This window comes from Noviherbaspirillum soli, from assembly GCF_015352955.1.
Lineage (GTDB): Bacteria > Pseudomonadota > Gammaproteobacteria > Burkholderiales > Burkholderiaceae_D > Noviherbaspirillum_A > Noviherbaspirillum_A soli.
The window spans coordinates 90,263-113,562 of the sequence record NZ_JACYOX010000012.1 but is presented as its reverse complement, the minus strand read 5'-3'; the positions used below and the strand labels follow the sequence as shown (position 1 = coordinate 113,562).

The 23,300-nt window shown below is 64.6% G+C and carries 31 protein-coding genes; 10 read left to right on the top strand and 21 right to left on the bottom strand.

What is annotated here, in order from left to right; translation table 11 throughout:
* Window position 1: 1 nt before the first annotated feature.
* The 6 genes from IGW04_RS11625 to IGW04_RS11600 form a co-directional block, all read right to left on the bottom strand.
* The gene (locus IGW04_RS11625) at window positions 2-898 is read right to left on the bottom strand and encodes a branched-chain amino acid ABC transporter permease (protein ID WP_194713230.1); all 897 of its coding nucleotides are present in this window, start codon (window positions 896-898) and stop codon (window positions 2-4) included.
* Window positions 899-987: 89 nt separating this feature from the next.
* The gene (locus tag IGW04_RS11620; protein ID WP_228527025.1) at window positions 988-2,328 is read right to left on the bottom strand and encodes an ABC transporter substrate-binding protein; all 1,341 of its coding nucleotides are present in this window, start codon (window positions 2,326-2,328) and stop codon (window positions 988-990) included.
* A gap of 20 nt (window positions 2,329-2,348) precedes the next feature.
* A complete protein-coding gene (locus tag IGW04_RS11615) occupies window positions 2,349-3,152 on the bottom strand; it encodes a FadR/GntR family transcriptional regulator (RefSeq protein WP_228527024.1) in 804 nt (267 codons plus the stop codon).
* 205 nt (window positions 3,153-3,357) lie between these two features.
* On the bottom strand, window positions 3,358-3,597 hold the full coding sequence (locus IGW04_RS11610; protein ID WP_194713228.1) for a hypothetical protein: 240 nt from the start codon (window positions 3,595-3,597) through the stop codon (window positions 3,358-3,360).
* A 638-nt stretch (window positions 3,598-4,235) separates the two neighbouring features.
* Window positions 4,236-5,513: a cytochrome c gene (locus IGW04_RS11605; protein ID WP_194713227.1), complete on the bottom strand. Its 1,278-nt coding sequence runs from the start codon at window positions 5,511-5,513 to the stop codon at window positions 4,236-4,238.
* Complete coding sequence (locus IGW04_RS11600) at window positions 5,510-6,253, bottom strand: c-type cytochrome (protein WP_407672101.1); 744 nt, start codon at window positions 6,251-6,253, stop codon at window positions 5,510-5,512. Before IGW04_RS11600 ends, IGW04_RS11605 begins: the two co-directional genes overlap by 4 nt.
* Window positions 6,254-6,545: 292 nt before the next feature.
* Here IGW04_RS11600 and IGW04_RS11595 point away from each other — a divergent pair, with 292 nt between their 5' ends.
* From IGW04_RS11595 to IGW04_RS11580, 4 genes are all read left to right on the top strand, one after another.
* Window positions 6,546-6,905, top strand: a complete 360-nt coding sequence (locus IGW04_RS11595; RefSeq protein WP_194713226.1) for a DUF883 family protein — start codon at window positions 6,546-6,548, stop codon at window positions 6,903-6,905.
* Window positions 6,906-6,969: 64 nt separating this feature from the next.
* Window positions 6,970-7,338 (top strand): phage holin family protein, encoded by a 369-nt coding sequence (locus IGW04_RS11590; RefSeq protein WP_194713225.1) that lies wholly within the window; start codon window positions 6,970-6,972, stop codon window positions 7,336-7,338.
* Window positions 7,335-7,739: a hypothetical protein gene (locus IGW04_RS11585; RefSeq protein ID WP_194713224.1), complete on the top strand. Its 405-nt coding sequence runs from the start codon at window positions 7,335-7,337 to the stop codon at window positions 7,737-7,739. The genes IGW04_RS11590 and IGW04_RS11585 overlap by 4 nt, the downstream gene beginning before the upstream one ends.
* 105 nt (window positions 7,740-7,844) lie before the next feature.
* On the top strand, window positions 7,845-7,985 hold the full coding sequence (locus tag IGW04_RS11580) for an entericidin A/B family lipoprotein (protein WP_194713223.1): 141 nt from the start codon (window positions 7,845-7,847) through the stop codon (window positions 7,983-7,985).
* A gap of 125 nt (window positions 7,986-8,110) precedes the next feature.
* Here the strand turns inward: IGW04_RS11580 and IGW04_RS11575 are convergent, their stop codons facing one another.
* The 5 genes from IGW04_RS11575 to IGW04_RS11555 form a co-directional block, all read right to left on the bottom strand.
* Window positions 8,111-8,647 (bottom strand): carboxypeptidase regulatory-like domain-containing protein, encoded by a 537-nt coding sequence (locus IGW04_RS11575; RefSeq protein WP_194713222.1) that lies wholly within the window; start codon window positions 8,645-8,647, stop codon window positions 8,111-8,113.
* 32 nt (window positions 8,648-8,679) lie between these two features.
* On the bottom strand, window positions 8,680-8,943 hold the full coding sequence (locus tag IGW04_RS11570) for a hypothetical protein (RefSeq protein WP_194713221.1): 264 nt from the start codon (window positions 8,941-8,943) through the stop codon (window positions 8,680-8,682).
* 101 nt (window positions 8,944-9,044) lie between these two features.
* Complete coding sequence (locus tag IGW04_RS11565; protein ID WP_194713220.1) at window positions 9,045-9,359, bottom strand: PQ-loop repeat-containing protein; 315 nt, start codon at window positions 9,357-9,359, stop codon at window positions 9,045-9,047.
* A gap of 178 nt (window positions 9,360-9,537) precedes the next feature.
* Window positions 9,538-10,698, bottom strand: coding sequence for an Hsp20 family protein (locus tag IGW04_RS11560; protein WP_194713219.1), 1,161 nt, complete (start codon window positions 10,696-10,698; stop codon window positions 9,538-9,540).
* A 69-nt stretch (window positions 10,699-10,767) separates the two neighbouring features.
* On the bottom strand, window positions 10,768-11,109 hold the full coding sequence (locus tag IGW04_RS11555; RefSeq protein WP_194713218.1) for a PRC-barrel domain-containing protein: 342 nt from the start codon (window positions 11,107-11,109) through the stop codon (window positions 10,768-10,770).
* A gap of 265 nt (window positions 11,110-11,374) precedes the next feature.
* Here IGW04_RS11555 and IGW04_RS11550 point away from each other — a divergent pair, with 265 nt between their 5' ends.
* Window positions 11,375-11,908, top strand: a complete 534-nt coding sequence (locus IGW04_RS11550) for a hemerythrin domain-containing protein (protein WP_194713217.1) — start codon at window positions 11,375-11,377, stop codon at window positions 11,906-11,908.
* 12 nt (window positions 11,909-11,920) lie between these two features.
* Here IGW04_RS11550 and IGW04_RS11545 read toward each other — a convergent pair whose 3' ends face one another.
* The 5 genes from IGW04_RS11545 to IGW04_RS11525 all read right to left on the bottom strand — a co-directional run bounded on the left by IGW04_RS11545 (window position 11,921) and on the right by IGW04_RS11525 (window position 15,407).
* The gene (locus IGW04_RS11545) at window positions 11,921-12,421 is read right to left on the bottom strand and encodes a DUF421 domain-containing protein (RefSeq protein WP_194713216.1); all 501 of its coding nucleotides are present in this window, start codon (window positions 12,419-12,421) and stop codon (window positions 11,921-11,923) included.
* A gap of 58 nt (window positions 12,422-12,479) precedes the next feature.
* Window positions 12,480-13,004 (bottom strand): BON domain-containing protein, encoded by a 525-nt coding sequence (locus IGW04_RS11540; RefSeq protein WP_228527023.1) that lies wholly within the window; start codon window positions 13,002-13,004, stop codon window positions 12,480-12,482.
* A gap of 93 nt (window positions 13,005-13,097) precedes the next feature.
* Window positions 13,098-13,553: a hypothetical protein gene (locus tag IGW04_RS11535; protein WP_194713215.1), complete on the bottom strand. Its 456-nt coding sequence runs from the start codon at window positions 13,551-13,553 to the stop codon at window positions 13,098-13,100.
* Window positions 13,554-13,912: 359 nt separating this feature from the next.
* Entirely contained in the window at window positions 13,913-14,923 is a 1,011-nt protein-coding gene (gene dusA, locus IGW04_RS11530; protein ID WP_194713214.1) for a tRNA dihydrouridine(20/20a) synthase DusA, read from the bottom strand.
* Window positions 14,924-14,930: 7 nt separating this feature from the next.
* A complete protein-coding gene (locus IGW04_RS11525) occupies window positions 14,931-15,407 on the bottom strand; it encodes a hypothetical protein (RefSeq protein ID WP_194713213.1) in 477 nt (158 codons plus the stop codon).
* A gap of 25 nt (window positions 15,408-15,432) precedes the next feature.
* Between IGW04_RS11525 and IGW04_RS11520 the strand changes: the two genes are divergently transcribed.
* The gene (locus IGW04_RS11520; RefSeq protein WP_267253691.1) at window positions 15,433-15,609 is read left to right on the top strand and encodes a BCCT family transporter; all 177 of its coding nucleotides are present in this window, start codon (window positions 15,433-15,435) and stop codon (window positions 15,607-15,609) included.
* Here IGW04_RS11520 and IGW04_RS11515 read toward each other — a convergent pair.
* The gene (locus tag IGW04_RS11515) at window positions 15,562-16,440 is read right to left on the bottom strand and encodes a DMT family transporter (RefSeq protein WP_194713212.1); all 879 of its coding nucleotides are present in this window, start codon (window positions 16,438-16,440) and stop codon (window positions 15,562-15,564) included. The genes IGW04_RS11520 and IGW04_RS11515 overlap by 48 nt on opposite strands.
* Window positions 16,441-16,637: 197 nt before the next feature.
* On the opposite strand from IGW04_RS11515, the gene IGW04_RS11510 reads away from it, so the two are divergent.
* Complete coding sequence (locus IGW04_RS11510) at window positions 16,638-17,405, top strand: ParA family protein (protein ID WP_194713211.1); 768 nt, start codon at window positions 16,638-16,640, stop codon at window positions 17,403-17,405.
* Between the two features lie 146 nt (window positions 17,406-17,551).
* Here IGW04_RS11510 and IGW04_RS11505 read toward each other — a convergent pair whose 3' ends face one another.
* From IGW04_RS11505 to IGW04_RS11490, 4 genes are all read right to left on the bottom strand, one after another.
* Window positions 17,552-17,803, bottom strand: a complete 252-nt coding sequence (locus tag IGW04_RS11505) for a hypothetical protein (protein ID WP_194713210.1) — start codon at window positions 17,801-17,803, stop codon at window positions 17,552-17,554.
* Window positions 17,804-18,388: 585 nt separating this feature from the next.
* Complete coding sequence (locus IGW04_RS11500) at window positions 18,389-18,817, bottom strand: ProQ/FINO family protein (RefSeq protein WP_194713209.1); 429 nt, start codon at window positions 18,815-18,817, stop codon at window positions 18,389-18,391.
* Between the two features lie 112 nt (window positions 18,818-18,929).
* Window positions 18,930-19,538, bottom strand: coding sequence for a chemoreceptor glutamine deamidase CheD (gene cheD / locus IGW04_RS11495; protein WP_194713208.1), 609 nt, complete (start codon window positions 19,536-19,538; stop codon window positions 18,930-18,932).
* A gap of 8 nt (window positions 19,539-19,546) precedes the next feature.
* Window positions 19,547-20,401, bottom strand: coding sequence for a CheR family methyltransferase (locus IGW04_RS11490; protein WP_194713207.1), 855 nt, complete (start codon window positions 20,399-20,401; stop codon window positions 19,547-19,549).
* A gap of 388 nt (window positions 20,402-20,789) precedes the next feature.
* On the opposite strand from IGW04_RS11490, the gene IGW04_RS11485 reads away from it, so the two are divergent.
* From IGW04_RS11485 to IGW04_RS11475, 3 genes are all read left to right on the top strand, one after another.
* The gene (locus IGW04_RS11485) at window positions 20,790-21,935 is read left to right on the top strand and encodes a sensor histidine kinase (protein ID WP_194713206.1); all 1,146 of its coding nucleotides are present in this window, start codon (window positions 20,790-20,792) and stop codon (window positions 21,933-21,935) included.
* Window positions 21,932-22,585, top strand: coding sequence for a response regulator (locus IGW04_RS11480; RefSeq protein WP_194713205.1), 654 nt, complete (start codon window positions 21,932-21,934; stop codon window positions 22,583-22,585). Before IGW04_RS11485 ends, IGW04_RS11480 begins: the two co-directional genes overlap by 4 nt.
* A 357-nt stretch (window positions 22,586-22,942) precedes the next feature.
* A complete protein-coding gene (locus IGW04_RS11475) occupies window positions 22,943-23,299 on the top strand; it encodes a flagellar protein FliT (protein WP_228527022.1) in 357 nt (118 codons plus the stop codon).
* The last annotated feature ends 1 nt before the right edge of the window (window position 23,300 follow it).

Genomic DNA, 23,300 nt, shown 5'->3' with positions numbered 1-23,300 from the left:
GTCAGATCTTCCTTGCCTGTATGCGCTGGAACAGGCCTTCCGGCTTGAACATCAGCACCACCGCCATCACGATGTAGACCGAGAACAGCTCCGCCACCGGCGCGGTATGCACCGCCAGCGAGCGCGCCAGCCCGACGATGAGCGCGCCGATCGCCGCGCCCGGTATGCTGCCCAGCCCGCCGATGATGACCACCGCGAACGAGACGATGATCACGCCCACGCTCACGCCCGGCTGCACCGAGATCATCGGCGCGGTCAATGCGCCGCCCAGCGCGGCCAGGAAGATGCCCACGCCGAAGGCCAGCATGTAGACGCGCGACACGTTCACGCCCATGCTGGACGCCACTTCCTCGCTGTGGATCACGGCCAGCACCAGCTTTCCCAGGCGGGTGCGGTTCAGGCCCCACCAGACCGCCACGCCGACCACCACGGCCACCGCCACCAGCATGAAGTCATAGCCGACATACGACTGCTCGCCGATGTCGACATTGCCGAACAGCGCATAGGGGTCGGTCACGTAATAGGGATTGACGCCCCAGATCAGCTTGGTGACGTCTTCCAGGATCAGGAACAGCGCATAGGTGACGAGCACCAGCAGCACTTCGTCGCGGCCGTAGAAGGGCCGCAGCAGGCTGCGCTCGCACAGCGGCGCCACCAGCGCTGCCACCGCCACGGCGGCCAGCAGCATCGCCACCAGCGACCAGGAAGGCGCGAACTGCATCGCGCCGAACCAGGAAACGAAGCTGGCTGCGGCGTAGGCGCCGACCGCATAGAAGCTGCCATGCGCGATGTTCAATATCTTCAGCACGCCGAACACCAGCGTCAGGCCCAGCGCGACGATGAACAGCCACGATGCGTAGGTAATGCCGTCGATCAGGATGGTGATCAACTGGTTCATGCTTGGCCTCCTTGGAAGGATGGAGCATGGCCGCCGGCCCGGTGCAGGCATACCTGCAGGCGCCGGCGGCCGCGGTCAACCGTCTTGCCCTAGTCGCATTTCGCGCCGGGGAAGTTGGCCTTGATCCAGTCTTCCGACTTCATGTTGGCCGGCGGGTTGACGCATTCGGCCGGGAAGCGCTGGATGTCCTGCAGCGTGACCATCTTCTTGGCCGCGTCATACTTGGTGCGGCCGATCGCCGTTTCCTGGATCGCCTGGTGGCCGTCGCCCAGCGCCATGCGGATGCGTCCGCCCGGCGAGGCCCATTCCGAGCCCTTGAGCGCCTCGGCCAGCTGTTCCGGCGTGGGCTTCTTGCCGCCATTGGCCGCCATCGCCTTCTCGGCCGCCAGCTTCAGGCCCATCAGCGCCTGCGCCATGCGGTACGGCGCCTGCACCGGATAGACGTTGTAGGCCTTCTGGTAGACGCTCCACCACCAGTCGTTCAGGGCCGACTTCGGCGCCATCAGGCCGTAGGCGCCGCGCGCGCCGAGGATCACGCCATCCGGCATCTTGTCGCCCAGGCCCTGCAGCACATGGTCGGCAGCCGACAGCACGCCCTGCGACTTCTTGAACAGGCCGCGCGGGCCGGACTGGAGGATGAAGCTCTGCAGGTCGCCGCCCCAGAAGCTGGAATGCACCAGGTCGGCCGGCTTGCTCATGAGCTGCGAGATCTCGGTGCCGTACTGGCCGGAGCCGAACTTGGGCAGCAGGTCGGACTGCACCTTGGCATCCGGATAGAGCTTTTCCATCGACAGCACGAAGTCCTTGCGCGAATCCTGGCCCCAGGCATAGTCCTGGTTGATCAGGTTCATCGTGCCCACCTTCACGTTGCGCTGCTTCAGGTAGCGCGCCAGCGCCACGTTGTCCATGGTGCCGTGCGAAGCGGTGCGGAACACATAGTTGTACTTGTTTTCCTCGAAGATGCGCGGGGTGCCGCAGTCATAGAGGATCAGGAAGCGCTTCATCTCCTCGGCCACCGGCGCCACCGCCAGGCAGTCGCCGGAGCCGACATAGCCCACCACCGCGTCGACCTTCTCGCGGTCATACAGGTTGCGCAGTTCCTGCACCTGCTTGGTGGCGCCGCCGTTCTCGTCGACATACACCGCCTCGATCTTCATGCCGCCGAAGCCGACCTTGTTATACGGCGCCGGCGCTTCGCCCTTGTTGAAGGCGTCGATCAGCACCTTGCCGCCGTTGACCGCCGGCACGCCGAAGCTTTCCGCCGCCTGGCCGGACAGGAAGCTGACCACGCCGATGCGAAACACTTCCTGCGCCTGGGCCGGCGCCATGGCCGCCAGCGCCGTGGCAACCGCCACCGCTGCGCCCATGCGCCATCCATGTTGCGGCCGTATCGCCGCGCCTGCCTGCTGCCTGCTTCTGCTTTTTTTCATGGTCTCCTCCGTTTCGGGTTTTATTCGGCCATCGACACCGGCACATGCATGTCCAGTTGTGCCAGCACGAAGCCGCGCTGGAAATCGACAATATGCTTACGCATCCAGTGCTCCGCCCGCTCGGCATCGTGCTGCCGCAGGGCTTCAACAATATGCCGGTGCGCCGCCAGATTGCGCGCATGCATCTGCGGCAACTGGCCCTGCATCCGGGACAGCGTGGCGCTGTAGAGCAGGCTGACCGGCTCGCGCGCCAGCATCAGCGCACGGTTGCGCCCGGCACGCGCCACCAGCGCATGGAACTGCACATCGAGTTCGATAAGGGCCGACTGTCGCTGCGCCTCGGCCTCGGCATTTTCTGTGGCCGCCTGCTGCGCCAGCATGTCCATCCGCGCCAGGTTCGCCGCCAGCGCCTGCAGGTCGTCCTCGCGCGCGGCGCTTGCCGCCAGTTGCGCCGCCAGCGGCTCCAGCACCACGGCCACCTGCCACAATTCATGGAATGTCGCCTGCTGCAGCACCAGCGCGCGCATGGCGCGCGGCGCAAAATCCGTCAGGCCCGGCAGGGCAACGAACAGCCGCCGGCCCTCGCGCCGCTCGACCAGCCCTTCCTGCTCCACCTGCCGGATCGCCTCGCGCAGCGTGGAGCGGTTAACGCCGAACTGCTGCGCCAGTTCCTGCTCGGTGGGCAGCGGCGCGCCCGGTTCCAGCGCACCGGAAAGGATGATGCGCTCGATCTCCGCGGAAACCGCCTTGTAGGCGGGCGCAATCCGCATCCGGCGAAACACCTGATCGCCGGCGGGCGCTTCCTTGCTCACTGGATCGGTCAAGCCCATTCTTTCCTGTCCTCTGGATTAAGGGAAAGCTGCTGTAGTCCGTGTCGCTGATCGAATTAATGTCCGTTTGTCGGATATTCGGTCCGAACATGATTTTTGGTCAAGCGGAATTGATGGTGCGGTGCAGGATGGAAGTGGGTAATGGGGGTAGCGCGCGGATGCGGCGCAATGCGCGGGCTGTAGGTGCTGCGCTTCAAGGCTAGCTTGGGGAGGAACTGGTGCAGTTGCCGTTGCCGTTGCCGTTGCCGTTGCCGTTGCCGTTGCAGTTGCAGTTGCAGTTGCAGTTGCAGTTGCTTTTGAAGTTGCCGTTGCTTTTGAAGTTGCCGTTGCTTTTAAATCCCGTTGGGCGCGCCGTGACGTCGGTGCGTGGAGCGGGAAAAGGTGCGGCGTCTGTTTGAGCCAAGCGCAGCTTGGCGAGTTTAGCCGCGCCCCGCTCCATGCATCGACGTCACGGGGACCCTCGCGCAGCGAGGGCGCGATCACCGGGTCGCCTTTTCTTGCCTACTTCTTTTGGCGAAGCAAAAGAAGTAGGTCGCCTGCCGGGGCGAACACCCGGCCTGGTCATGACGACAGTGCTGTCGGCTTGTTTCACCCGGCGTAAAGGCGTCACTGCGAAGCAGCAGTTGCTTTTGAAGTTGAAGTTTGAAGTTTCAATACGAACGTCAACAACAACACCGACAGTGCTGTCCGTGCCTTGCCGGATGACGCAAGGCGGCTGCACTGCCGTGGAGACAAGCCGGGAATCCGTCCCGGCGGCCGGGTCACTTTTTTTTCGTCGCCAAAAAAAGTAACCAAAAAAAGGCGACCCGGTGATCGCGCCCCGCTGCGCGGGGTTCCCGTGTCAGCGGTACCCGGAGCGGGGCGCGGCTAAACTCGCCAAGCTGCGCTTGGCTCAGACAGACGCCGCACCTTTTCCCGCTCCGGGCACCGCTGACACGGCGCGCTCAACGGGATTTCACTGCAACTGCAACCGCAACTTCAAAAGCAACGGCAACTGCAACTGCATACCAGCCGCCTCGATAACGCCAAAAGCCACCCCCCCGTGCCACGGCAAAGAGCGGCCCCGCAATCCGCCCCCTACTCCAGCGGCACGGTCCGGTAACGACTAACCTCCCCAGGCCCGACCGCCGCCCCCTGGTTGCCCCAGGCCGAGCGCACATAGCTGACCACTGCCGCCACTTCCTCGTCATTCATCATTGGCCCATACGGCGGCATGCCATACGGCCGCGGATTGCCGGCGGTGCTGGGCGGATAGCCGCCATTGAGCACCATGCGGATCGGGTTGACCGAAGAAGCGGTGATCGAATGGTTGCCGGCCAGGCGCGGATAGGCAGGCGGCTTGCCGCTGCCGTCGGCGCGGTGGCATTCGGCGCAGTGCTTCTCGTAAAGCTTCGCGCCCTGCTCCAGCAGGCGCTGGGCCTGCGCATCGCTGACCGTGGCGGCAGCGGCCGGCGTCGGCGCCTGCTGGGGCAGTGACTTCAGGTAGACCGCCATCGACCGCGCATCCTGGTCGCTCAGATGCTGCAGGCTCTGCGCCACCACTTCCGCCATCGGCCCGTACACCGCGCCCTTCATCGACACGCCGGTCTTGAGCAGGCGGGCCAGGTCGGCAGTGTCCCAGTCGGCCATGCCGGTGGCGCCCTGCGGCGTCAGCGCCGGCGCGTACCAGTTCAGCACCGGGATCATGCCGCCCGACAGGTCGCCGCGCAGCGGCGTGGCGCCGAGCGCATTGCGGCTGCTGTGGCAGGCCACGCAATGACCCAGCCCCTGCACCAGGTAGGCGCCGCGATTCCACTGCGGCGGCTGGCCGGGCTCCGGCTCGAATACCCCGGGACGGAAATACAGCGCGCGCCAGCCGGCCAGCAGCCAGCGCTGGTTGTACGGGAACCGCAATGCGTGTTCCCGGTTTTCCTGCCGCACCGGCGACAGGGTGCGCATCCAGGCATAGATGGCGTCGCTGTCCTCTCGGCTTACCTGGGTGTAGCTGGTGTAGGGAAAGGCCGGGTACAGGAAGCGGCCGTCGCGGCCGCGGCCGTTGTGCATGGCGCGCCAGAAATCGTCGGCGCTCCAGTCGCCAATGCCCGTCGCATCCGGCGTAATGTTGGGCGAGTACAGCGCGCCGAACGGCGTGGCGATGGCGCGTCCGCCGGCATAGGGCTGGCCGCCGCGCGTGGTATGGCAGGCCATGCAGTCGCCGACGCGGGCCAGGTAGGCGCCGCGCGCGACCTGGCCCGCCTTGTCCGCCACCGGCTGCCCGGCATGGGCGCGGTCGGGATGCTGCATCATCTGCCAGGCCAGCACGCCAGCCGGCACCGCGATCAGCAGCGCGACTACCAGGATCAGGATGCGCTTCATGGCCGGCCTGCCTTTCTCGCCTGCGCCACGCTGCCGCAGTCCAGCGGCAGCGTGGCGGCAGTGTCGGATATGGGCGTGGCATCCGCCGGCGCCGGCTGCTGCGACAGCCAGGCCGATACCGCGCTGATGTCTTCCACCGACAGCCGCGTGGCCAGGGTCGCCATGCAGTCAGGCTGCGCCGCATGGCGGGTGCCGTTCTTCCAGGCGCCGAACTGGCCGCTGAGATAGTCGCGCGGCAGGCCCAGGAGGCCGGGGATGGCTGGCGCCATGCCGGTCAGGGCCTTGCCATGGCAGGCCACGCAGGCCGGCACATCGGCCTTGCGGTCGCCATCGATCGCCAGCTGGCGACCGCGTGCAAGCTGCGCCGCGCTCGCCTGCAGCGGCTGCGGCGGCGGATACGGCGGATGCAGGCTGGCGAAATGCTCCGCCATCGCCTGCAGATAATCGTCCGACAGATGGCTGACCATGTAGACCATCATCGGATAGCTGCGCCGGCCCTCGCGGAAATTGATCAGCTGGTTGTAGAGGTAACCAGCCGGCTTGCCGGCGATGCGCGGATAGTAGCCGTCGCTGGCGGCGCGCCCCTGCTCGCCATGGCAGCCGATGCAGGCGGCCGTGCGCTGTGTCATGGTGTCGGGAACGCTCTGCTGCTGCTGTGGCTGTGGCTGTGGCTGCGCCTGGGCGGACATTCCTGCCAGTGCCAGGCCGAGGGCGAGGATGGATGTGCAAAATGGTGTCATGCCGCGATGATAGCGGAGCGGCCTGCAGCGGCACAGTTCGTCGCACGCCGCCTTGCGCGACGTCACCCGCCCTCAGCGCTGGGCGCAAGCGTCGTGGATTACCACGGAAAAGTGGAAAAATATGCATGTAAGTTGTGCAAACTCCATGACAGAGCGGCAACCATCGGGTACGCTCAGCCCCGTATTTCCAGTGTTATCAAGTTGTTACGGTGTTTTCGGCTGTGTGGCACAGCCCTTGCAACATCTGCCCAAGAAGTTCTGCCCCTTCAAAACAGAGAAACAGGAGAAGTCAATGGAAACGAACTACCCGGGAGACCTGTCATCCGCCATCGAAATGGACGCCGAAGACCAAAGCGGCGCCAGCTCCGGCGGCAATCTGCGCGGCGACCTTGCCGACCTGAAGAAAGACCTCGATGCCCTGCTCGCCAAGGCGTCCACCCTGACCGATCGTGAACTGCGCGATGCCCGCGACCGCCTGCTGGCGCGCTTTGGCACGATGCGCGTGGCTGCCCAGGACATGGCCGGCCAGGCGCAGGAACGGCTCAGCCAGGGCGTCGACATAACCAGCGAATATGTGAAGGAAAGACCGGTGCAGGCCCTGGCCATCGCCGCCGGCATCGGCCTGGTGCTGGGCGCGATCACGCGCCGCTGACAGGGCGCGCGGCCCGCCTGCCGGGCCGTGCCTGTCCATCGTCCAACCAGATCTGGGGTTTCATGTGTTCGAGAAGATAAAAAAATCCAAACAGCTCGCGCTGATGATGAGCGAGCGCGCCGGCGACTATCTGAGCCTGCTGAAAATCGAGGCGAAGATGCAGGGCGCGGTGCTGGTCAAGCAGGTGATCGGCTTCGCCGTCGCCGCCATCTTCGGCCTGCTGGCGACGGTCTTCCTGGGCGTGGCCATCATCGTCAGCTTTTGGGAAACCGACTACCGCATCCTGGTGGCCTGGCTGGTCTTTCTCGCCTTTGGCGCCGGCGCCGGCGCTGGCCTGTTCCTGGCCAGGAAGCATGTCGCGCCATCCGAGCCATTTTCCCATGTGCGCGCCGAAGTGCAGCGTGACATTGACCTGATCAAGGAAACGCTATGACTGTAAAACCGCCACAAGGTGGTCCGTTGGAGGAACAGCGCGATGCGCTGCTGGCCAGGATCCATGCCAGCCGCGCGTCGTATCGGCAGCAGATGCATGCAATGGACGCGGGTGATGCCGGCCCGAGCATGAAGGAACTGATGCACGACCCGGTGAACCACCCCTTCCCGCGCAGCCAGAGCATGCGCTGGCTGCTCAGCCATCCGTGGCTGATTGCCGGCGGCGTGGCGGCGCTGGTCATCATCGGGCCGCGTCGCGCCATCAACGGCCTCGGGCGCGCCGCGCCGCTGGTCAGCAGCGCAGCAGCGATGATCACGACCACCCTGCAGGACCCGGCCAGGATGCGGGTGGCTACGCGCGGGCTGGCGTCCCTGACGCAGATGATCCGTTCACGGCGCTGAGCCGCTATTTTTGAATTGCCTCCGGCGTGGCTTTCCTGGCGACGGGCAAGAAGGCAAATACAGGAAAGATAGCCGTCATGGCTAATTACTTATAGGGAAAACATCATGAAAAAACTGATCGCGGTAATGGGTGTGCTGATGGTGATGGGCCTGACCGGCTGCAACACGATGAAAGGCATGGGCAAGGATGTCGAGCGCGGCGGCGAAAAGGTGCAGGACGCAGCTTCCCGCCAGCAGGCCAAGTAATCCACCGGCGCGGCGTCGGGACCCGGTCTCGATGCGTCGCGCAGGCATGCCGCAAAATGACAGCGCGGCATGAAGGCATTCCCACGGAACGCTTTCATGCCGCGCTGTTTTCATGTGCAGCGTCGTTATGGACGCCGCATTTCAGACTGGCTGCGCAATTGCGGTTCGCCATGCGGGTCCGCAGGGCCGTCCGGTTCCGGCAGGCCGCGTTTTTCGGCGCGGGTCGGCTTTTCCGACGGCCCATCCTGGCTTGGCCAGACGAAAACCGTCCGGTTGTTGCCGCCTTTTTTGACACTGGCGGTGCGATGCAGGCTGATGCCGCCTGTCTGCGCCAGGATGCGATAGCCATTGGCGGGCGGCAGGTCGACCAGCAGCATCGGCGCATCGCAATCGATGGCCATCAGGTGGGCGCCCTTGCGATCCGCAATATCGACATGCACCTTGGCCAGGTAACTGCCGTCGCGGGTGGCAAAGGTCATCAGCAGGCCATGGCCGCGGGCCTGGGTCTTCATGTAGTCGGACTCATCCTGGCCGACGCCGCCGCATAGGTACTTCACGCCTCTCTCGGTCTGCGGCTGCACCGGGGCCTCAGGCGTCTGGCCCTGCGCGGCAGTGCCGATGAAGCAGCCCGCCAGCAGCGTGGCGATGGTGACTCGGAACATCGCTCCCTCCTTGTTCAAGACTGGCACAGCGCTCAGGTCTGGATCACGAAGCGCGGGCCATGCTGTTCGCCAGCGCGGTAAAAGACCGGCTCGCCCGGCTGTACGCTGAAGATGGCGCGCTTGATTTCAATGGGGCCGGGGCTGGCCTCGGAAGTATGCGGCTTGGGCGGCTGCGGCAGCGCCGGCTTGTCCAGCGACTTGTTGCAGGCACTGACCGCGGCAGCCAGCACTGCGGCAACCGCCATGGTTTTCAGCAGCGTCTTCGGACTGTGTTCATGTTCGTCTGGGTCATTCATTGCATTACCTCTGCATCGATTGGAGAGCGGCGCCGCCGTCTCCGCGCCGAGACGGCGCGGCAGCCGCGGGGGCGTCCATTATCATGGCAATTATGCAAACTTTATGCCGGCTCGGTATTGCGCTGCGCGGTATTGGACACGAGATTCTGCTTTTTTTCCTCGCGCCGCCGATTGGCCAGATAGATCAGCTGGCCCACGACGGCGGTCAGCAGCATGAAGGCATTGGTGGCGACGAACACCCAGTTCTCGACCAGAAAGCTGTAGATCACAAAGCCGGTGGAGGCGGCCAGCTGGCCGATGAAGAGCCAGCTCGACACGCCGGCGGTGCTGCGGCTGCGCCACTGTTTGTACACCTGGCGCGAGATGGTAAGAATAAGGATCAGTGCGCTGATCCATCCGGTAAGGTCTGCAAGCATGCAACCACACTCCTGGTTCAAAGATAATCGACAAATTACCGGCCGGCGCAACGCCGCCAGTGTGAAAAGGTAAAAAACCGGCCGGCTGCTGCGCCGGCCGGCTATCCATCCAGGCAAACGAGCCGCTGGCAGGCGCACCATGCCGCGCCCCGGCCGGCAGGCCTGCTTGCCGCGTTGTTCAGTCCTGTATGTCCAGACGCTTGCCGCGCCGTTCGGCCGGACTGGGCATGCGCAGCGAGATTTCCAGCACGCCGTCGCGCATGCTTGCCTGCGCGGAGTCCGGGTCGACGCCTTCGGGCAGCGGCACCGTGCGGTGGAACGGCCCGTAGCTGCGCTCCGAACGGCGGAAGCCCGGCGCATTGCCGGAGGCGAAGTCATCCTTGCGCTCGCCGTCCACCAGCACCCGGTCGCGCTGGACTTCCACGTTGACGCTGTCGCGGCTGATGCCCGGCAGGTCGACGCAGATCAGCAAACGGTCGTCGCGCTGCAGCACTTCCACCGGCGGCATCCACTTGCCCGCTTCGCCGCCTTCGCCGCTCTTGGCCGCGATCGGACGGCCAATGAAGCGCGCGAACAGCTGGTCGGCTTCCTCTGTCACCTTGCGCACCAGCGCCATCGGTTCTTCCCAGCCGGCAAATTGGCTGCGCAGCCAGGCCTGGGGGCCGCCGCGGCCTGCGCCTTCGCTGCGCCCTGCCCCGTCCTGCTCACTTTCCCGATGCGCACCCGATGCGGCCTGCGCCTGCTGTGCGCCCGCAGTGCCCGAGGCGCGGGCTTCTTCGCGCTCCGCGCCGGTCTGGCCGACTGTCTTGCCCACGGGGCTTTGGGTGGCGTCGGCATTGACGTCGGCATTGCCTGCAGCATTGGCGCTGGCGTAGGCATTAGCCCCAGCAGAGGCATTGACGCTGGCGCCGGCCATGGCATTGCCGCCCTCAGCCGGCGGCATGCCCTGCTGTTCGGCCATGCGCTTGAAGCGGTCGAGATCGCCTGCAATCCGCTGGGTCAGCGCCTGCTCGCGGTCGATCGGCAGCGCGTCGAACTCCATGCGCATGTGAATCCGGGTCTGGCCAGCGTGCAAGGGCTCGAAAGCCAGGCTGCCATGATGCTGGCCGCCAAGGTCGCGCCAGCGGATCAGCTGGTCGGGAATGGTTTCGGTGATTTCGGAGTCCCATTCCACTTCATGCTCGTGTCGCATGGCCCGCCAGTGCAGGCGCTTGTCTCCGGCGCGGCCCACTTCCCGCACGCCTTCCATGAAGCGCGGATAGTCTTCCGCCCGCAGCCAGAGCGCATAGGCGGTGGCCGCGGACACATTGACATCGATGCTTTGTTCCAATGTAGCCATGCTCTTTCTCCACTGATCGAACCTGGGCGCCGCCGGCCCGGCGACGCGCATGCGGCAGGTGTAACGGCATCAGGTGCAGGTGAAGTAGACCAGACGCGACAGCGAGGAGTCGAAGTACAGCGCATGCCAGGGAATGGCCACCAGCGCATTTCCGGGCCGCGACAGCAGCATCACATAGCGCAGCTGCCGGCTGCGCACGTCGATCAGAATGGATCGCACCGCGCCAACCCAATCGCCGGTGGCGGTGACCACCGGACAGCCCTGCAGCATTTCGGTTGCGCTGGCATCCCGCGCGAACATGCTGGAAAAGCGCGGCGCGCGTGTCCGGCCGGGACGCGTCGCAGCGCCTCCTTTCAATACTCGCAACAGGCCGCGTGCACCATTCGGATATCGTTTGAGGCGGCTTTCCATGGATGTCCTCTGTCATGCGTTGGTACGATCATGTACAGAGACAGGCAACAAGCATGCCCAAGGCGCTTCCCTACCCCCGCTGGCAAGGGCAGTAAAAGCGCCCTGCGGCCTCAGTAAATTTTGCAGGCAGTCGCGGTAAAGAATGCAATAAGGACAATGGATGAGGCCGGGTTCCCTTTCCGGCGCGGATAGTGACAAACGGTTACACATGGTAATGGGCATGAAGATTGCTCATCCAATCCAGCACGCTTTCGGGGAGAACGCCATGGGCCGCAAGGCAGCCGACATCATCGACATGTTGACCGAGGATCATGACCGCCTGCTGGTCCTGTTCGCGGCATTCGACCGGTTGCGCGAAAGCGCCGCCGACGATGCGCGGCAGACGCTGGTGGAACTGGCCTGCACCGAGGTCGTGATCCATGCCCAGGTCAAGGAAGAACATCTGTATCCGGCGCTGGCCGAAGTCATGGACGATACCTTCATCCTGGAACAGGCGGAAGTGGAGCATGCCATCATCCGGCGGCTGGTCGGCGAACTCGAAACCATGCAGGCCGGCGACCGGCTCTACAATGCCAAGTTCACCACGCTGGCAAGCTGTATCGGCCACCACATCGAAGACGAGCAGACCCGGCTGTTTCCGCAGCTCGACGGTCTTGACCTGTCGTTCGACGCCCTGACCTGCGACATCCGCACGCGACGCCATGAACTGCGCAGCGAATTCGGCATGCCCGATGCCGACAACGAGGACGACAGCTACCGTTACCACGTGGTGCGCCGCCCGCATTACCGCCATCACTGACGACGCGGGAATCTATCCATCTCTGCGGATCACGCTGAACTCGCCGTCGGGTTCCAGATAGGCCTTCTTCACCTGCGCCAGGTCGTCGACTCCCTGCTGGCGCAGCTGGGTCCACAGCTCGTTTTCGGTGATGTATTCGCGCCGCATGTTGGCGCGCAGCATGCGGCCGTTCCTGACGAGCAGCAATGGCGGCGCTTCGGTAAAACGGGAAAAGGCGGGAAAGTGGAAGCTCAGACGGTCCAGAAGCGCATTCCAGAAGATCAGGGTGCCGACCAGCAGCATGCCGTCGGGCACCGAAGTGTATTCGCCGGACATGCCGTTCTGGGCCGCATCCGCGACGATGACGAGGATCAGGATGTCGGCCACGCCTACCGAGCCGACGTCCCGCCGCACCACGAAGCGGAAGATCACGAACAGGAACCAGTACATCGCCGTGCCGCGCACGACGATTTCAAGCGGCGAAACGCCGAAGGCGAAGACTTCGGCCCAGTCGACGTCGAAGATGCCGCTCATGCCTGCGCCTGCCGCGCGGCGGTCAGGCGGACGACGGCAAGGTCATCCGCCGGGTGCATTACTTCTTGATTTCGAGCTTGTTGCTGACCTGCTTGACGCCATCGATGTTCTTGGCCAGCGTGGCCGCCTTGTCGATCTGCGCCTGGCTCTCGACGAAACCGCTCAGCATCACGTCGCCCTTGCTGGTCTCGACATTGATGTCGGTGCCCTTGACCTCGGCATCGGCCAGCAGCGCTGCCTTGACCTTGCCGGTGATGGCGGAGTCGCTCAGCGCGTCGCCGGCCTTGTCGGTGGCATTGGCTGCGGCCGTTCCGGCGGCAGCGGCGGCATTGTTGGCGGCGGCTGCGGCATTGTTGGCGGCTGCGGCGGCGGAGTCAGCGGCCGGCGCGGTGGTCGTGCTGCTGGTCGTCGCCGCCGGCGCGGCTGGCGCGGCCGGGGTGGTCGTGGTGGTGGTCGTGGTCGCGGTGCTGCCGCTGGCTGCCGGCGTGGCGGCCGTGTCATCGGCTTTCTTGCAGGCGCCGAGCATGGCGGTCGACAGCAGCAGGGCCATCATCAGTGCGGAAGTGCGTGTGGTGTTTTTCATGGTAAATCCCCCCAAAAAGGTTGTTGAAATGTGGTTCAGGATGCTGCGGGCGGCAAGGCCCGCAGCGTCGTCTTGTGAATCAATGCGCGGCCCCTAGCGTGCCGCGCCGCTGGCGGTGGTGCCTGACGTGCCACCGGTGCCGGTGGTGCCGGACGGTCCTGCGCCGGTCGCGCCGGTGCTGCCGGAGGTGCCGTCGCCGGTGGTGCTGCCCGACATGCCGCCGCCAGCCGAGCCGCTGGTGGAGCCGGACGATCCTGTCGCGCCAGTAGAACCGGCAGTGCCGGCCGTGCTGCCATCGGAAGTGGTGCCGGCCGCCGTGCCGCCGGCGCTGGTGGAACCGGTGGTCGAACCGCCGGACATGGTGCCGCCGGTGCTGCCGCTGCCGGCGCTGCCGGTGGACGGCGAGGCGGTCGTGCTTGGCGTGGTCGCGCTGCTGGTCGATGCGCCGGGCGACGTGGTGTCGGCAGCACGCCGCTCGCAGCCGATCAGCGCTGCGCTGATCGCCGCCATGGCCAGCATGGCCCTGGACAGCCTGGATAGTGCTTGCATGAGGACTCCTTGTATTGGTTCCGGTTGGATTGCACCTGCACTAGAAGCCGCTTTCCCGAAGCCGTATGCCAACATGGGCGATGGCCAGCTTGCGATTCTTGCATTGCCAGATTGCAAACCCTCTTTACGGAGTGTGTTAACGCACTTTCCGTGCCAAGTTTTAAATGTGCCGAAATCCTTAAGAAACAGTCATTTGGGCTTAATTCACGGAAAGTGGTCGAACGCAGGGGTAAAACTTACATGCAACGAGGGAAATCGTTACATTCTTTCCAACCTCGCGGTAGGTGTTCGGTTACCGAATGAGCGGATAGCAAGGAAGACGCGGCGCTGCCCGCAAGGGCAGCGCGGGAAGGAGGAAGTCAGGCAGCGGCCGGCAGGCTGGCCAGCGCGTCCAGCAGCAGCGACGGGTCGCCCTTGGCCAGCTGCTTCGGGTCGGACAGCATTTGCCGGAAGCGGCGGGCGCCCGGCAGGCCCATGGTGAGGCCCAGCATGTGCCGGGTGATGCTGTTGAGGCGCAGCCCGCCGCCCGGCGCATCCGGGCCATGCAGGGCAAGCTGGCTACGGATGTAGGGAAGCATGGCCGCCAGCACTTCGGCGCGCGACCTGGGCGCGGCAGTGTCGCCGTAGTAGCGGCCATCGAATTCGGCCATGACCCAGGGATTGTGATAGGCCTCGCGCCCCAGCATCACGCCATCGACATGCTGCAGGTGGGTGTCGATCTCGGCCAAAGTGCGCACGCCGCCGTTGAGGATGATTTCGAGTGCGGGAAAGTCGCGCTTGAGCCGGTAGGCATAGTCATAGCGCAGCGGCGGGATTTCCCGGTTCTCCTTCGGACTGAGGCCCTTCAGGATGGCATTGCGGGCATGCACGATGAAGGTAGCGCAGCCCGCGTCTGCGACGGCACCCACGAAGTCGCGCACGAAGTCATAGGACTCCTGCTGGTCGAGGCCGATGCGGTGCTTGACCGTGACATCGATGTCAACCGCGTCCCGCATCGCCTTGACGCAGTCGGCCACCAGCTGCGGCTCGGCCATCAGGCAGGCGCCAAACGCGCCCTTCTGCACCCGCTCCGACGGGCAGCCGCAGTTGAGGTTGATTTCGTCATAGCCCCACTGCTGGCCCAGGCGGGCGCTGTGCGCCAGGTCTGCAGGCTCGCTGCCGCCAAGTTGAAGCGCGACCGGATGCTCGGCGCCGTCGAAATCCAGGTGGCGCGGCACATCGCCGTGCAGCAGCGCGCCGGTGGTCACCATCTCGGTGTAGAGCCAGGTGTGGCGGCTGATCTGCCGGTGGAACATGCGGCAGTGGCGGTCCGTCCAGTCCATCATCGGCGCGACCGACAGGGTCCTTTTCTTGTAAGTCGTTGAAGTCATTTATCTGTTAATCAAGAATCTGCTCATTGCCCAGGCGCAGGCGGATGCGGGTGCCAGGAACTGCGTCGCATGCAGGGCTGCGACCAGGGAAACTGACAGGGAAACGGGTGCCATCCGGCTGCAACCGGCCATTGCCGGGTGGCTGAGCTTCGCCGCCGAGGCGGATAGACCGGCAAGCCGCTTGTGTCCCTATGGAGTCGCCTGCTGCGCATGCCTGCAAGGTGGCGGTCGCTACGGCTGGCGCAAGCAACCGCAACGGGAAAAGGCGCCATTCTATATCGTTTGGCGAACTTGCCCACGGCCAAGCCAGGTAGATGGGCAGGCTGAACTGGCCCCCGGCCATCGTCAGCCTCATGGACGGTGCAACCGGATCAAAGGCATCTTCTTTCACGCAGTCCTGAGCTTTCTTCCCGAAGAGCAACCGTTCCCTGGTGTCACGCTCATCTGTTGGGCCGGCATCGGCGACCATCGGTGCCGTTGCCATTTCCCTGTTCCTCGTCATTTTTCTGATGTTGGGCCGCCATGGCGATGTGCGGCTCGGCCCCGACGAGAACGAGCTGGAATACAGCTACCTTTCCTGGTTCGCCATGCTGTTCAGCGCCGGCATGCCCCGCCAGCGCCTTGCCGAACGGCCCGGTTCACTGGCGTTCGATGAGCCGTCGAATCATCGTGCGCGATTCCCATAACACGACAGCGAGCCCTGCCAGGCAAATGAGGGCGATGCCGGCGGCGGTCGCCAGGTCCGGCAGCTGGCCAAACACCAGGCCGCCGAGCGTTACCGCGGCCGCGATCTGGAAATAGCTGAAGGGGGCGAGCAGCGTCGCCTGGGTTCTGCTGTAAGCCACGATCTGCATCAGGTGTCCCAGGAAACCGGTCAATCCCGTGGAAAGCAGGAGCAGCCACTGCGCTGCCGACAATGCCGGCATGCTCCAGAACCATGGCAGCGCCAGCAACAATGCCACCGAGCCGAACAGGCCGCCGTAGTAATTGGTGGTCAGCGGATGGTCATGCGCGACGCGGCGCGTGGCAATCTGAAAAAAGGCAAAGGTGATGGCCGTCAGCAAGCCAAGGGCGACGCCGACGGGGTCGAGCTGCGCGCCCGGGCGGACCACGATGAGCACGCCGGTGAAACCCAGAAGCACGCCGACCCAGCGATGCATGCGATGCGGCTCGTTGAGCAGCCAGGGCGCCATCGCCATCAGGAACAGCGGCGCCATGAAGTTCAGCGCGGTCGCCTCGGCCAGCGGCAGGCGCCTGAGCACGGAGAAGAACAGCACCGTGGACAAGACCATGAGCAGGCCGCGAACGAGCTGGCGGGATAGCGACCGTGTCTTCAGCAGCGCCCTGCCCTGCGACGGCAGCACGACGGCTGTCATGAGCAGCACATGCATCAGGTAGCGCACCAGGGTCACCATGAGTACCGGCACGCCTGCCAGCACCAGCCACTTTGCCGACGCATCCAGCGTGGAAAGCGTCCATAAACCTGCGACGTGGAGAAGAATTCCGCTCTTGTTCAATTTTTTCCGGCTCTTGGGTTACTGTGCTGGCCGCCTGTCCGCGCTGGCAAGCAGCAGCATCCCAACCGGCTGACTATGCACTGACGTTGCGTGGAAGAATGACCTTTATTATCGCAAACATGGCCCGGGCCGGCGGCCGCCATTTGACGCAATGCAGCATTTTCAGTTACTGTCGGGGCAAATTCGAGAGGAGCCTCATGAAGCGCGTGGTCTTTACCCAGAAGGGCGGTGTCGGGAAATCCAGCATCGCAGTGAACCTCGCGGCGATCGCCGCCAGGGAAGGACGCAAGACCCTGCTCATCGACATGGACCCGCAGTGCAATGCAAGCCGCTACCTCGGCGGCGCCGCAGCGTCGTCGCTGACGCCGACGCTCGCCGACTTTTTCAGAAAATCGCTCGACTTCCAGTTCTATCCGACGCCGGACAGCGACTATGTGCATCCGACGCCGTTCGACAACCTGTTCCTGATTCCTTCCCACCCGGAGATCGGCGACCTGCAGTCCAAGCTTGAATCGCGGCACAAGATCTACAAGCTGCGCGATTCACTCAACAAGCTGTCGGAGGAATTTGCCGAGATCATCATCGATACGCCGCCGGCCTATAATTTCTTTTCGCAGTCGGCGCTGATTGCCGCGGACGTCTGCCTGATTCCCTTCGACTGCGATGAGTTCTCGCGCCAGGCGCTCTACACGCTGCTGAGGAACCTAGACGAGATCCGGGCCGACCACAATGCGGCGTTGCGCATAGAAGGCATTGTGGTCAACCAGTTTCAAGCCCGCGCCTCGGTCCCGCAGCGCCTGGTCGCGCAGCTGGTCGAGGAAAATCTGCCCCTGCTGCAAACCAGATTGTCGAGTTCGGTCAAGATGCGGGAATCGCATGGCTTGAGCCTGCCCCTGATCCATATGGATGCGAGCCACAAGCTCAGCCGCGAATTCGTGGCGCTGTACCGCGAATTGCAGGCCTGACGCCGACCCAGCCCCGCCCCGCCCCATCCGGTTCCTGCCGCCGTGCGCGCCCGCCAGCCGCGGTGGAACAACCAGGCGCCGGAGAGGGAAAGCATTGCCATCCCAAGCCCGGCGGCGAGTTGCAGCCAGCGCGTGGCCAGGCCGCCTTAGCTGCCGGTATGCAGCGGATAGAACCAGGTCTGCACCCGTGTGGCGAGGTGGGCCTGCAGCGCATTGTCGTCCCGCAGCAGCGTGCCGTCGTAGCGATCGAACCAGACGAAGGTGCGGCCGTACTCGTGTATCTCTCCAGGCAGGCGCATGCGCACCATCACTGCCTCGTCGGACCTGGACGGCAGGCTCGCGCGGGAAATACGGCCGTCCGGATGCAGGCGCAATGCCTGTTCCAGCATGGCCGCCATCGCGGCCGCCGGCAACGGCGAAGCCGGCGGCCGCGATGGCGGCGGCTTGCGGCGCGTGCCCTCGCCGCCGGTCAGGGTCTTGAGCAGCGGCTCGATCCGCTTGTCAGCAGCAGCGCGTCCAGCACCAGGCCCGGGTAGCGGTGCAGCCAGACAGCCATTGAACGCATTAGGACGACACCCTGGCCAACAGACTCAACCTGCGCGGCGCGCCGACGCCTGTCGGGGTGGCGGACTGGCCAGACGCACAACTGCGGCGGTTACGGTGAAGATGGATGGCGGCCATCGCCATTTTGTGGGCATCATTCTCATTCACAAATCGAAGGCGGGAACGATCGATTGGGATTGGCCTTGCGGCAGCAAGCGGTAGGGTGCAATACCCGAAGGGCATTGCACCATCGGTCGCATACAGCAAGGGTTATATCAACGACCTTCTTTGATCGACCCATGGTGCAATGCCCCTGCGGGGTATTGCACCCTACAAAGGATGGTGGCCGCCGTCTGTGAATCGGATCGATCGCGCGCCGGCGCCTTCCATACGGCCGTAACGGCCGCGTCGAGGCAGGCCGGAAAAGCCTGGCCTGTTGTCTAGCGGCCGCGGGAGAACTTGGCCGCCAGCTGGTGCAGCTTTTCCTCGCTCTGGCGACGCGCTTCCTCGGCCTGCTGGGCGGCGCGCTCGGCGCGGCGCTGGTCGGCTTCCTTCTTCAGCCGCTCGCCCACGGTCTGCGCGGCATGGCTGCGGTGGGTGTCGGTGACGTCGCCATCGACCTGGCCTTCCAGGTTGAAGCGCTCGGTCGCCTTTTCCATGGCCTTCAGATAGCGCAGTGAATTGGTGTGCATGCCCAGGGCGATGCGCAGCACCTTGCGGTTGACATCGGGCAGCTTGGCGATGAGCTGCTTGTCGATGCCGATGGCCAGCGGCTTGGCCTGGCGGAACACCTCGAAATCAGCCTGCAGCTGTTTCAGCAGGACGCGTGCGGCCTGCGCCGGGCTGGGAACGGGAGTCGGTGTATTCATGGACAGCTTGCGGGGGATGGTTTTGAAATGGCGGGAGCATAGCACGCCAGCCGCTGCCGGCCGGCTGGCGCCGGGCCGCCGGCGGAAAAAAATCGCCGGATGGCGCAACGCGTCAGAACAGCTCGACCTCGCCGCCCACCTTGCCGCCCTGCAGGCGGCTGGCATAGTCCTGTTCGCGGTTGACCAGGGTGTTGTTGTTCAGCTCCCGCAGCTTCTTCACCAGCACCCGGCCGGTGCGCGGGAAAAAATAGACCTTGCGCGGGAAGATGTCATTGAGATCTTCCGCCACCACCCTGATGCCTTCGGCCTTCAGGTAGGCGCGCACGAAGGCGGCATTGCGCTCGCCGACATTGAGCGCCGTCAGGCCGCGCAGCACGTTGCCGCCCCCAAATACCTTGGCTTCCAGGTTTTCCCTGCGCGCGCCGCTTTTCAGCAGTTCATTGATCAGCACTTCCATCGCATAGGTGCCATACCGGGCCGAGGCTGAAATCAGCGGATTGTCGCTGTCGCCGCCATCCGGCAGCATGAAGTGGTTCATGCCGCCGATGCCCGACACCCGGTCGCGGATGCAGGCCGCCACGCAGGAACCCAGCACCGTCACGATCAGCATGTCCTTGATGGTGCAGTAGAACTCGCCGGGGAGGATCTTGGCGGCATCGCTATCGAAGGTGCGGTCGTAGTACAGGTTGCTGGCGAAGTGCTCGGGCTTGGCGATGGGCATGGATGCTCTCAGAGTGGGCGAGCCGAAGCCAGCTGGTAAACCGTCTTGGCGCGCAGCTTGAATGCGTCGCTGACATACAGGAAGTTTTCCGAATGGCCGGCGAACAGCAGGCCGTCCGGCTTCATCAGCGGCGCAAAGCGCGACAGGATGCGGCCCTGGGTCGGCTTGTCGAAATAGATCATCACATTGCGGCAGAACACCACGTCGAAGGCCGACTTGATCGGATAGCTGTCGTCGAGCAGGTTGATCTGGCGGAAGGTGATCAGCTTGCGCAGTTCGGGCCGCACCCGCACCAGCCCGGCCTGGGCGCCGGTGCCGCGCTGGAAGAACCGGCGCAGCCGCTCGGGCGACAAGCGCTCTACCCGCTCGATCGGATAGATGCCGGCTTCGGCGGTGGCCAGCACATTGGTGTCGATGTCGGTGGCCAGAATCTCCGCCGGCGGCGTCAGCGTGCCGAAGGCTTCGCACAGCGTCATCGCAATCGAGTACGGTTCCTCGCCGGTGGACGCGGCCGAGCACCAGACCTTGACGTCGCGCCGGTTGCGCACATGCTCGGCGAGAATGGGGAAATGATGCTCTTCCCGGAAGAACGAGGTCAGGTTGGTGGTCAGTGCATTGGTGAAAGACTCCCACTCGGCGCTGGCGCGGTCGTGCTCCAGCATGTCGAGATAGCGTTCGAATGAATGCATGCCGATCGAACGCAGGCGCCGCGCCAGGCGGCTGTAGACCATTTCCTGCTTGCCCGGCGCCAGTGCGATGCCGGCCTGCCTGTAGATCAGCGCGCGCACCCGCTCGAAATCGCGTGCGGTGAATTCGAATTCCTTCAAGCCTTCGGCCCGTTGCTGCACCAGGCTTGTTTTCATGCTGACGACCATCGTTTGCCCGCGGGGTTCGGTGTTGCGTTATTCAAAATGAGTGCAATGCAAGTCCAGTGTGCTGGTGCCAGTCCTACCGTCCGCTGCGATGTTGATTTCCCCTTCTGCCCCTGATTATCGGCATCCGGCGACCGGTCTTTAGCACGACCGCCGACATACCAGCAGAAACAACGTTATAACGCAATTTCCTGGAAGAAACAATAAGGTGTGCGCTTCCTGTCACACTGCGTCCGCGCTCGCTTCAGCTTTCCACACAAAAATGCTATTGTGCGGCAATCGTTGCGGCGTTCGGTAAGGGTTACGCAACAATTTTACGAACAAGAAATAACAATTGCCGTTTTCGCCATCACGCGGCGGATGGCGGCACGAGAAAAGCATGGCGGCAAGCATTCAGCACGACAGCCAGGAGGCGGCACATCAGACGGGAACATCCGACCTGCTGGCGGTTGCTTCCAATACCCCGGGCCTGGTGTACCAGTTTCTGTTGCGCGATGACGGCACGCAGGCATTTCCCTACCTGAGCCGCGGCTGTTCCAGCCTGCTGGGCATTTCCGCCAACCGGCTGCGCAACGACCCCGGACTGCTGCTGCAACTGATCGAACCCGAAGACCGCGCCTCCTACCTGGAGACGATGCAGGCATCGGCCAGCCGCCTGGCAGGCTGGAACTGGGAAGGCCGGATCTGGATCGAGACCTGGCACGACATCAAGTGGATCAACCTGCGCGCCACGCCGCGCCGCATCGACGGCGTCGGCATCCAGTGGGACGGGCTGATGACCAACATCACCCAGGGCAAAAAGGCGGCGCAGGACATCCTGCGCTCGCGGCGCCAGCTGGAAGAACTGTCGGCCCACGTGGAGCGGGTCAAGGAAGAGGAGCGCACCAGGATCGCGAGGGAAATCCACGACGACCTGGGCGGCAACCTGACCGCCATCAAGATGGCCCTGTCCCAGCTTACCCGGCGCCTGCCCGAGGGCGACACCCTGCTGCGCGAAAAGGCGGACTATGTGGACGCGCTGGTGGACCGCACCATCGAGGCGGCGCACCGGATTTCCCGCGACCTGCGCCCCAGCACGCTGGACCTGGGCATCGTCGCGGCGATTGCCTGGCAGGCACAGGAATTCGAGAAGCAGCTCGGCATACCGTGCGAACTGCGCGGGCCCGACGCCGGTATCGAGGACATCGACCTGCCGGCGGACCAGGCGACCGGCCTGTTCCGCATCTTCCAGGAGGCCCTGACCAATATCGGCAAGCATGCCCAGGCGTCGCGGGTCGAAGTCAGGCTGGACGTGCTGGACGATGCGATCGCGCTGGAAGTGCGCGACAACGGCCGCGGCCTGAAGCCGGCCGACCGCATGAAGCCCAAGTCCTTCGGCATACGCGGCATGGTCGAGCGCGTCCATGCGCTGGGCGGCAGGCTGGACGTGGGGCCGAACGACGCCGGGCCGGGCTGCCGGGTGGCGGTGCGGCTGCCGCTGTCGCCGCTGTCGCGCGAACATCATCGGGAAGCGGCGGCGTCATGAACAGGAACAACGGGAAAACCATCAAGGTGCTGATTGCCGACGACCATGCGATCGTGCGCGAGGGCCTGAAGCAGATCCTGGCCGACACCACCAACATCGTGGTAGAGGGCGAAGCCGAGAATGGCCTGTCGGCGGTGCAGCTGGTGCGCGGCTGCGACAGCAATGTGCTGCTGCTGGACATTTCCATGCCCGACCGCAGCGGCATCGAGGTGCTGAAGCAGATCCGCAAGGAAAAGCCGGCGCTGGCGGTGCTGATGCTGTCGATGCACCGCGAAGACCAGTATGCGGTGCGCGCGCTGAAAGCCGGCGCTTCCGGCTACCTGAACAAGCAGAGCGCCCCGGCCGAACTGGTCAATGCGATCCGCCAGGTGGCCTCCGGGCGCAAGTACATCAGCCCGGAACTGGCGCAGCAGCTGGCCAACCAGGTCAGCGACGACCGCGACGAGGTGCTGCATGAGAGCCTGTCGGACCGGGAATTCCAGACCCTGACCATGATCGCCTCGGGCATGGCGGTCAGCGACATCGCCGCCGAGCTGGCGCTGTCGGTCAAGACCGTGAGCATGTACCGCTCGCGCCTCCTGGCCAAGATGCGGCTGCGGCACAATGCCGAACTGACCCATTACGCGATCAAGCACAAGCTGGTGGATTAGCTTGCCTTCAGGCTGACCGTCTCGGGCGCGGCTGCGGCACGTCGTCCGAGGCCGGCGAGCGGGCCGGGCCGCAGGCATGCGGGCGCCTGGCTTCCCTGCCCCAGCGCTCCTGCCATGTCGATGCCTGAATAAGGGCAGCTTTGCCCCTCTAAAGTCCTGATTGAAGCTGCCGTTATACCGTTAGAGTGTGATTTTGGCGCCTCGGGCGCTTTCATGACGCAAGTCGACAGCGCGGCCTCAATCCGGATCAGGAGACAGAAGTATGTTTGGAAGTATGCATGGCGCCGGCAGCGCCTGTACTCTGCCCGCCTCGCGGCACGCCGGCGCGGCCCGGTCCGGCCTGACAGCGGCGGGCCCATGGCAATGAGCAGCGAGGACGTCATCCGGCTGTACGAGAATGTGTCGACCCTGACGCGCCAGATGCTCACCGCGGCCCGCTCACATGACTGGGACGCGCTGCAGCGGCTGGAACAGGCCTGCGCCGACCAGGTGGAAGTGCTGCGGCACGGCCAGCCGGCACCCGCGCTGCCGGCTGAACTCCGGGCGCGCAAGGTGCGCCTGCTGCAATCCATCCTGGCGGACGACCGCGAGATACGCAACATCACCGAACCTTCATTGCACCAGTTGTCGCGTCTGCTGCAGGGCGTCGCGCAGCGGTCGTCCCAGCGCGATGGCCACAATGGTCATGGCGGCCATGGCGGCCACAAGGGCTAGG

Bases quoted from the DNA above. Each gene is read 5' to 3' on its own strand.
- IGW04_RS11625 (WP_194713230.1), bottom strand. From the start codon at position 898: ATGAACCAGTTGATCACCATCCTGATCGACGGCATTACCTACGCATCG.
- IGW04_RS11620 (WP_228527025.1), bottom strand. From the start codon at position 2,328: ATGAAAAAAAGCAGAAGCAGGCAGCAGGCAGGCGCGGCGATACGGCCG.
- IGW04_RS11610 (WP_194713228.1), bottom strand. From the start codon at position 3,597: ATGGAGCGGGGCGCGGCTAAACTCGCCAAGCTGCGCTTGGCTCAAACA.
- IGW04_RS11605 (WP_194713227.1), bottom strand. From the start codon at position 5,513: ATGAAGCGCATCCTGATCCTGGTAGTCGCGCTGCTGATCGCGGTGCCG.
- IGW04_RS11600 (WP_407672101.1), bottom strand. From the start codon at position 6,253: ATGACACCATTTTGCACATCCATCCTCGCCCTCGGCCTGGCACTGGCA.
- IGW04_RS11595 (WP_194713226.1), top strand. From the start codon at position 6,546: ATGGAAACGAACTACCCGGGAGACCTGTCATCCGCCATCGAAATGGAC.
- IGW04_RS11585 (WP_194713224.1), top strand. From the start codon at position 7,335: ATGACTGTAAAACCGCCACAAGGTGGTCCGTTGGAGGAACAGCGCGAT.
- IGW04_RS11580 (WP_194713223.1), top strand. From the start codon at position 7,845: ATGAAAAAACTGATCGCGGTAATGGGTGTGCTGATGGTGATGGGCCTG.
- IGW04_RS11575 (WP_194713222.1), bottom strand. From the start codon at position 8,647: ATGTTCCGAGTCACCATCGCCACGCTGCTGGCGGGCTGCTTCATCGGC.
- IGW04_RS11570 (WP_194713221.1), bottom strand. From the start codon at position 8,943: ATGAATGACCCAGACGAACATGAACACAGTCCGAAGACGCTGCTGAAA.
- IGW04_RS11565 (WP_194713220.1), bottom strand. From the start codon at position 9,359: ATGCTTGCAGACCTTACCGGATGGATCAGCGCACTGATCCTTATTCTT.
- IGW04_RS11560 (WP_194713219.1), bottom strand. From the start codon at position 10,698: ATGGCTACATTGGAACAAAGCATCGATGTCAATGTGTCCGCGGCCACC.
- IGW04_RS11555 (WP_194713218.1), bottom strand. From the start codon at position 11,109: ATGGAAAGCCGCCTCAAACGATATCCGAATGGTGCACGCGGCCTGTTG.
- IGW04_RS11550 (WP_194713217.1), top strand. From the start codon at position 11,375: ATGGGCCGCAAGGCAGCCGACATCATCGACATGTTGACCGAGGATCAT.
- IGW04_RS11545 (WP_194713216.1), bottom strand. From the start codon at position 12,421: ATGAGCGGCATCTTCGACGTCGACTGGGCCGAAGTCTTCGCCTTCGGC.
- IGW04_RS11540 (WP_228527023.1), bottom strand. From the start codon at position 13,004: ATGAAAAACACCACACGCACTTCCGCACTGATGATGGCCCTGCTGCTG.
- IGW04_RS11535 (WP_194713215.1), bottom strand. From the start codon at position 13,553: ATGCAAGCACTATCCAGGCTGTCCAGGGCCATGCTGGCCATGGCGGCG.
- dusA (WP_194713214.1), bottom strand. From the start codon at position 14,923: ATGACTTCAACGACTTACAAGAAAAGGACCCTGTCGGTCGCGCCGATG.
- IGW04_RS11525 (WP_194713213.1), bottom strand. From the start codon at position 15,407: ATGGCAACGGCACCGATGGTCGCCGATGCCGGCCCAACAGATGAGCGT.
- IGW04_RS11520 (WP_267253691.1), top strand. From the start codon at position 15,433: ATGTTGGGCCGCCATGGCGATGTGCGGCTCGGCCCCGACGAGAACGAG.
- IGW04_RS11510 (WP_194713211.1), top strand. From the start codon at position 16,638: ATGAAGCGCGTGGTCTTTACCCAGAAGGGCGGTGTCGGGAAATCCAGC.
- IGW04_RS11505 (WP_194713210.1), bottom strand. From the start codon at position 17,803: ATGGCGGCCATGCTGGAACAGGCATTGCGCCTGCATCCGGACGGCCGT.
- IGW04_RS11500 (WP_194713209.1), bottom strand. From the start codon at position 18,817: ATGAATACACCGACTCCCGTTCCCAGCCCGGCGCAGGCCGCACGCGTC.
- cheD (WP_194713208.1), bottom strand. From the start codon at position 19,538: ATGCCCATCGCCAAGCCCGAGCACTTCGCCAGCAACCTGTACTACGAC.
- IGW04_RS11490 (WP_194713207.1), bottom strand. From the start codon at position 20,401: ATGAAAACAAGCCTGGTGCAGCAACGGGCCGAAGGCTTGAAGGAATTC.
- IGW04_RS11485 (WP_194713206.1), top strand. From the start codon at position 20,790: ATGGCGGCAAGCATTCAGCACGACAGCCAGGAGGCGGCACATCAGACG.
- IGW04_RS11480 (WP_194713205.1), top strand. From the start codon at position 21,932: ATGAACAGGAACAACGGGAAAACCATCAAGGTGCTGATTGCCGACGAC.
- IGW04_RS11475 (WP_228527022.1), top strand. From the start codon at position 22,943: ATGGCAATGAGCAGCGAGGACGTCATCCGGCTGTACGAGAATGTGTCG.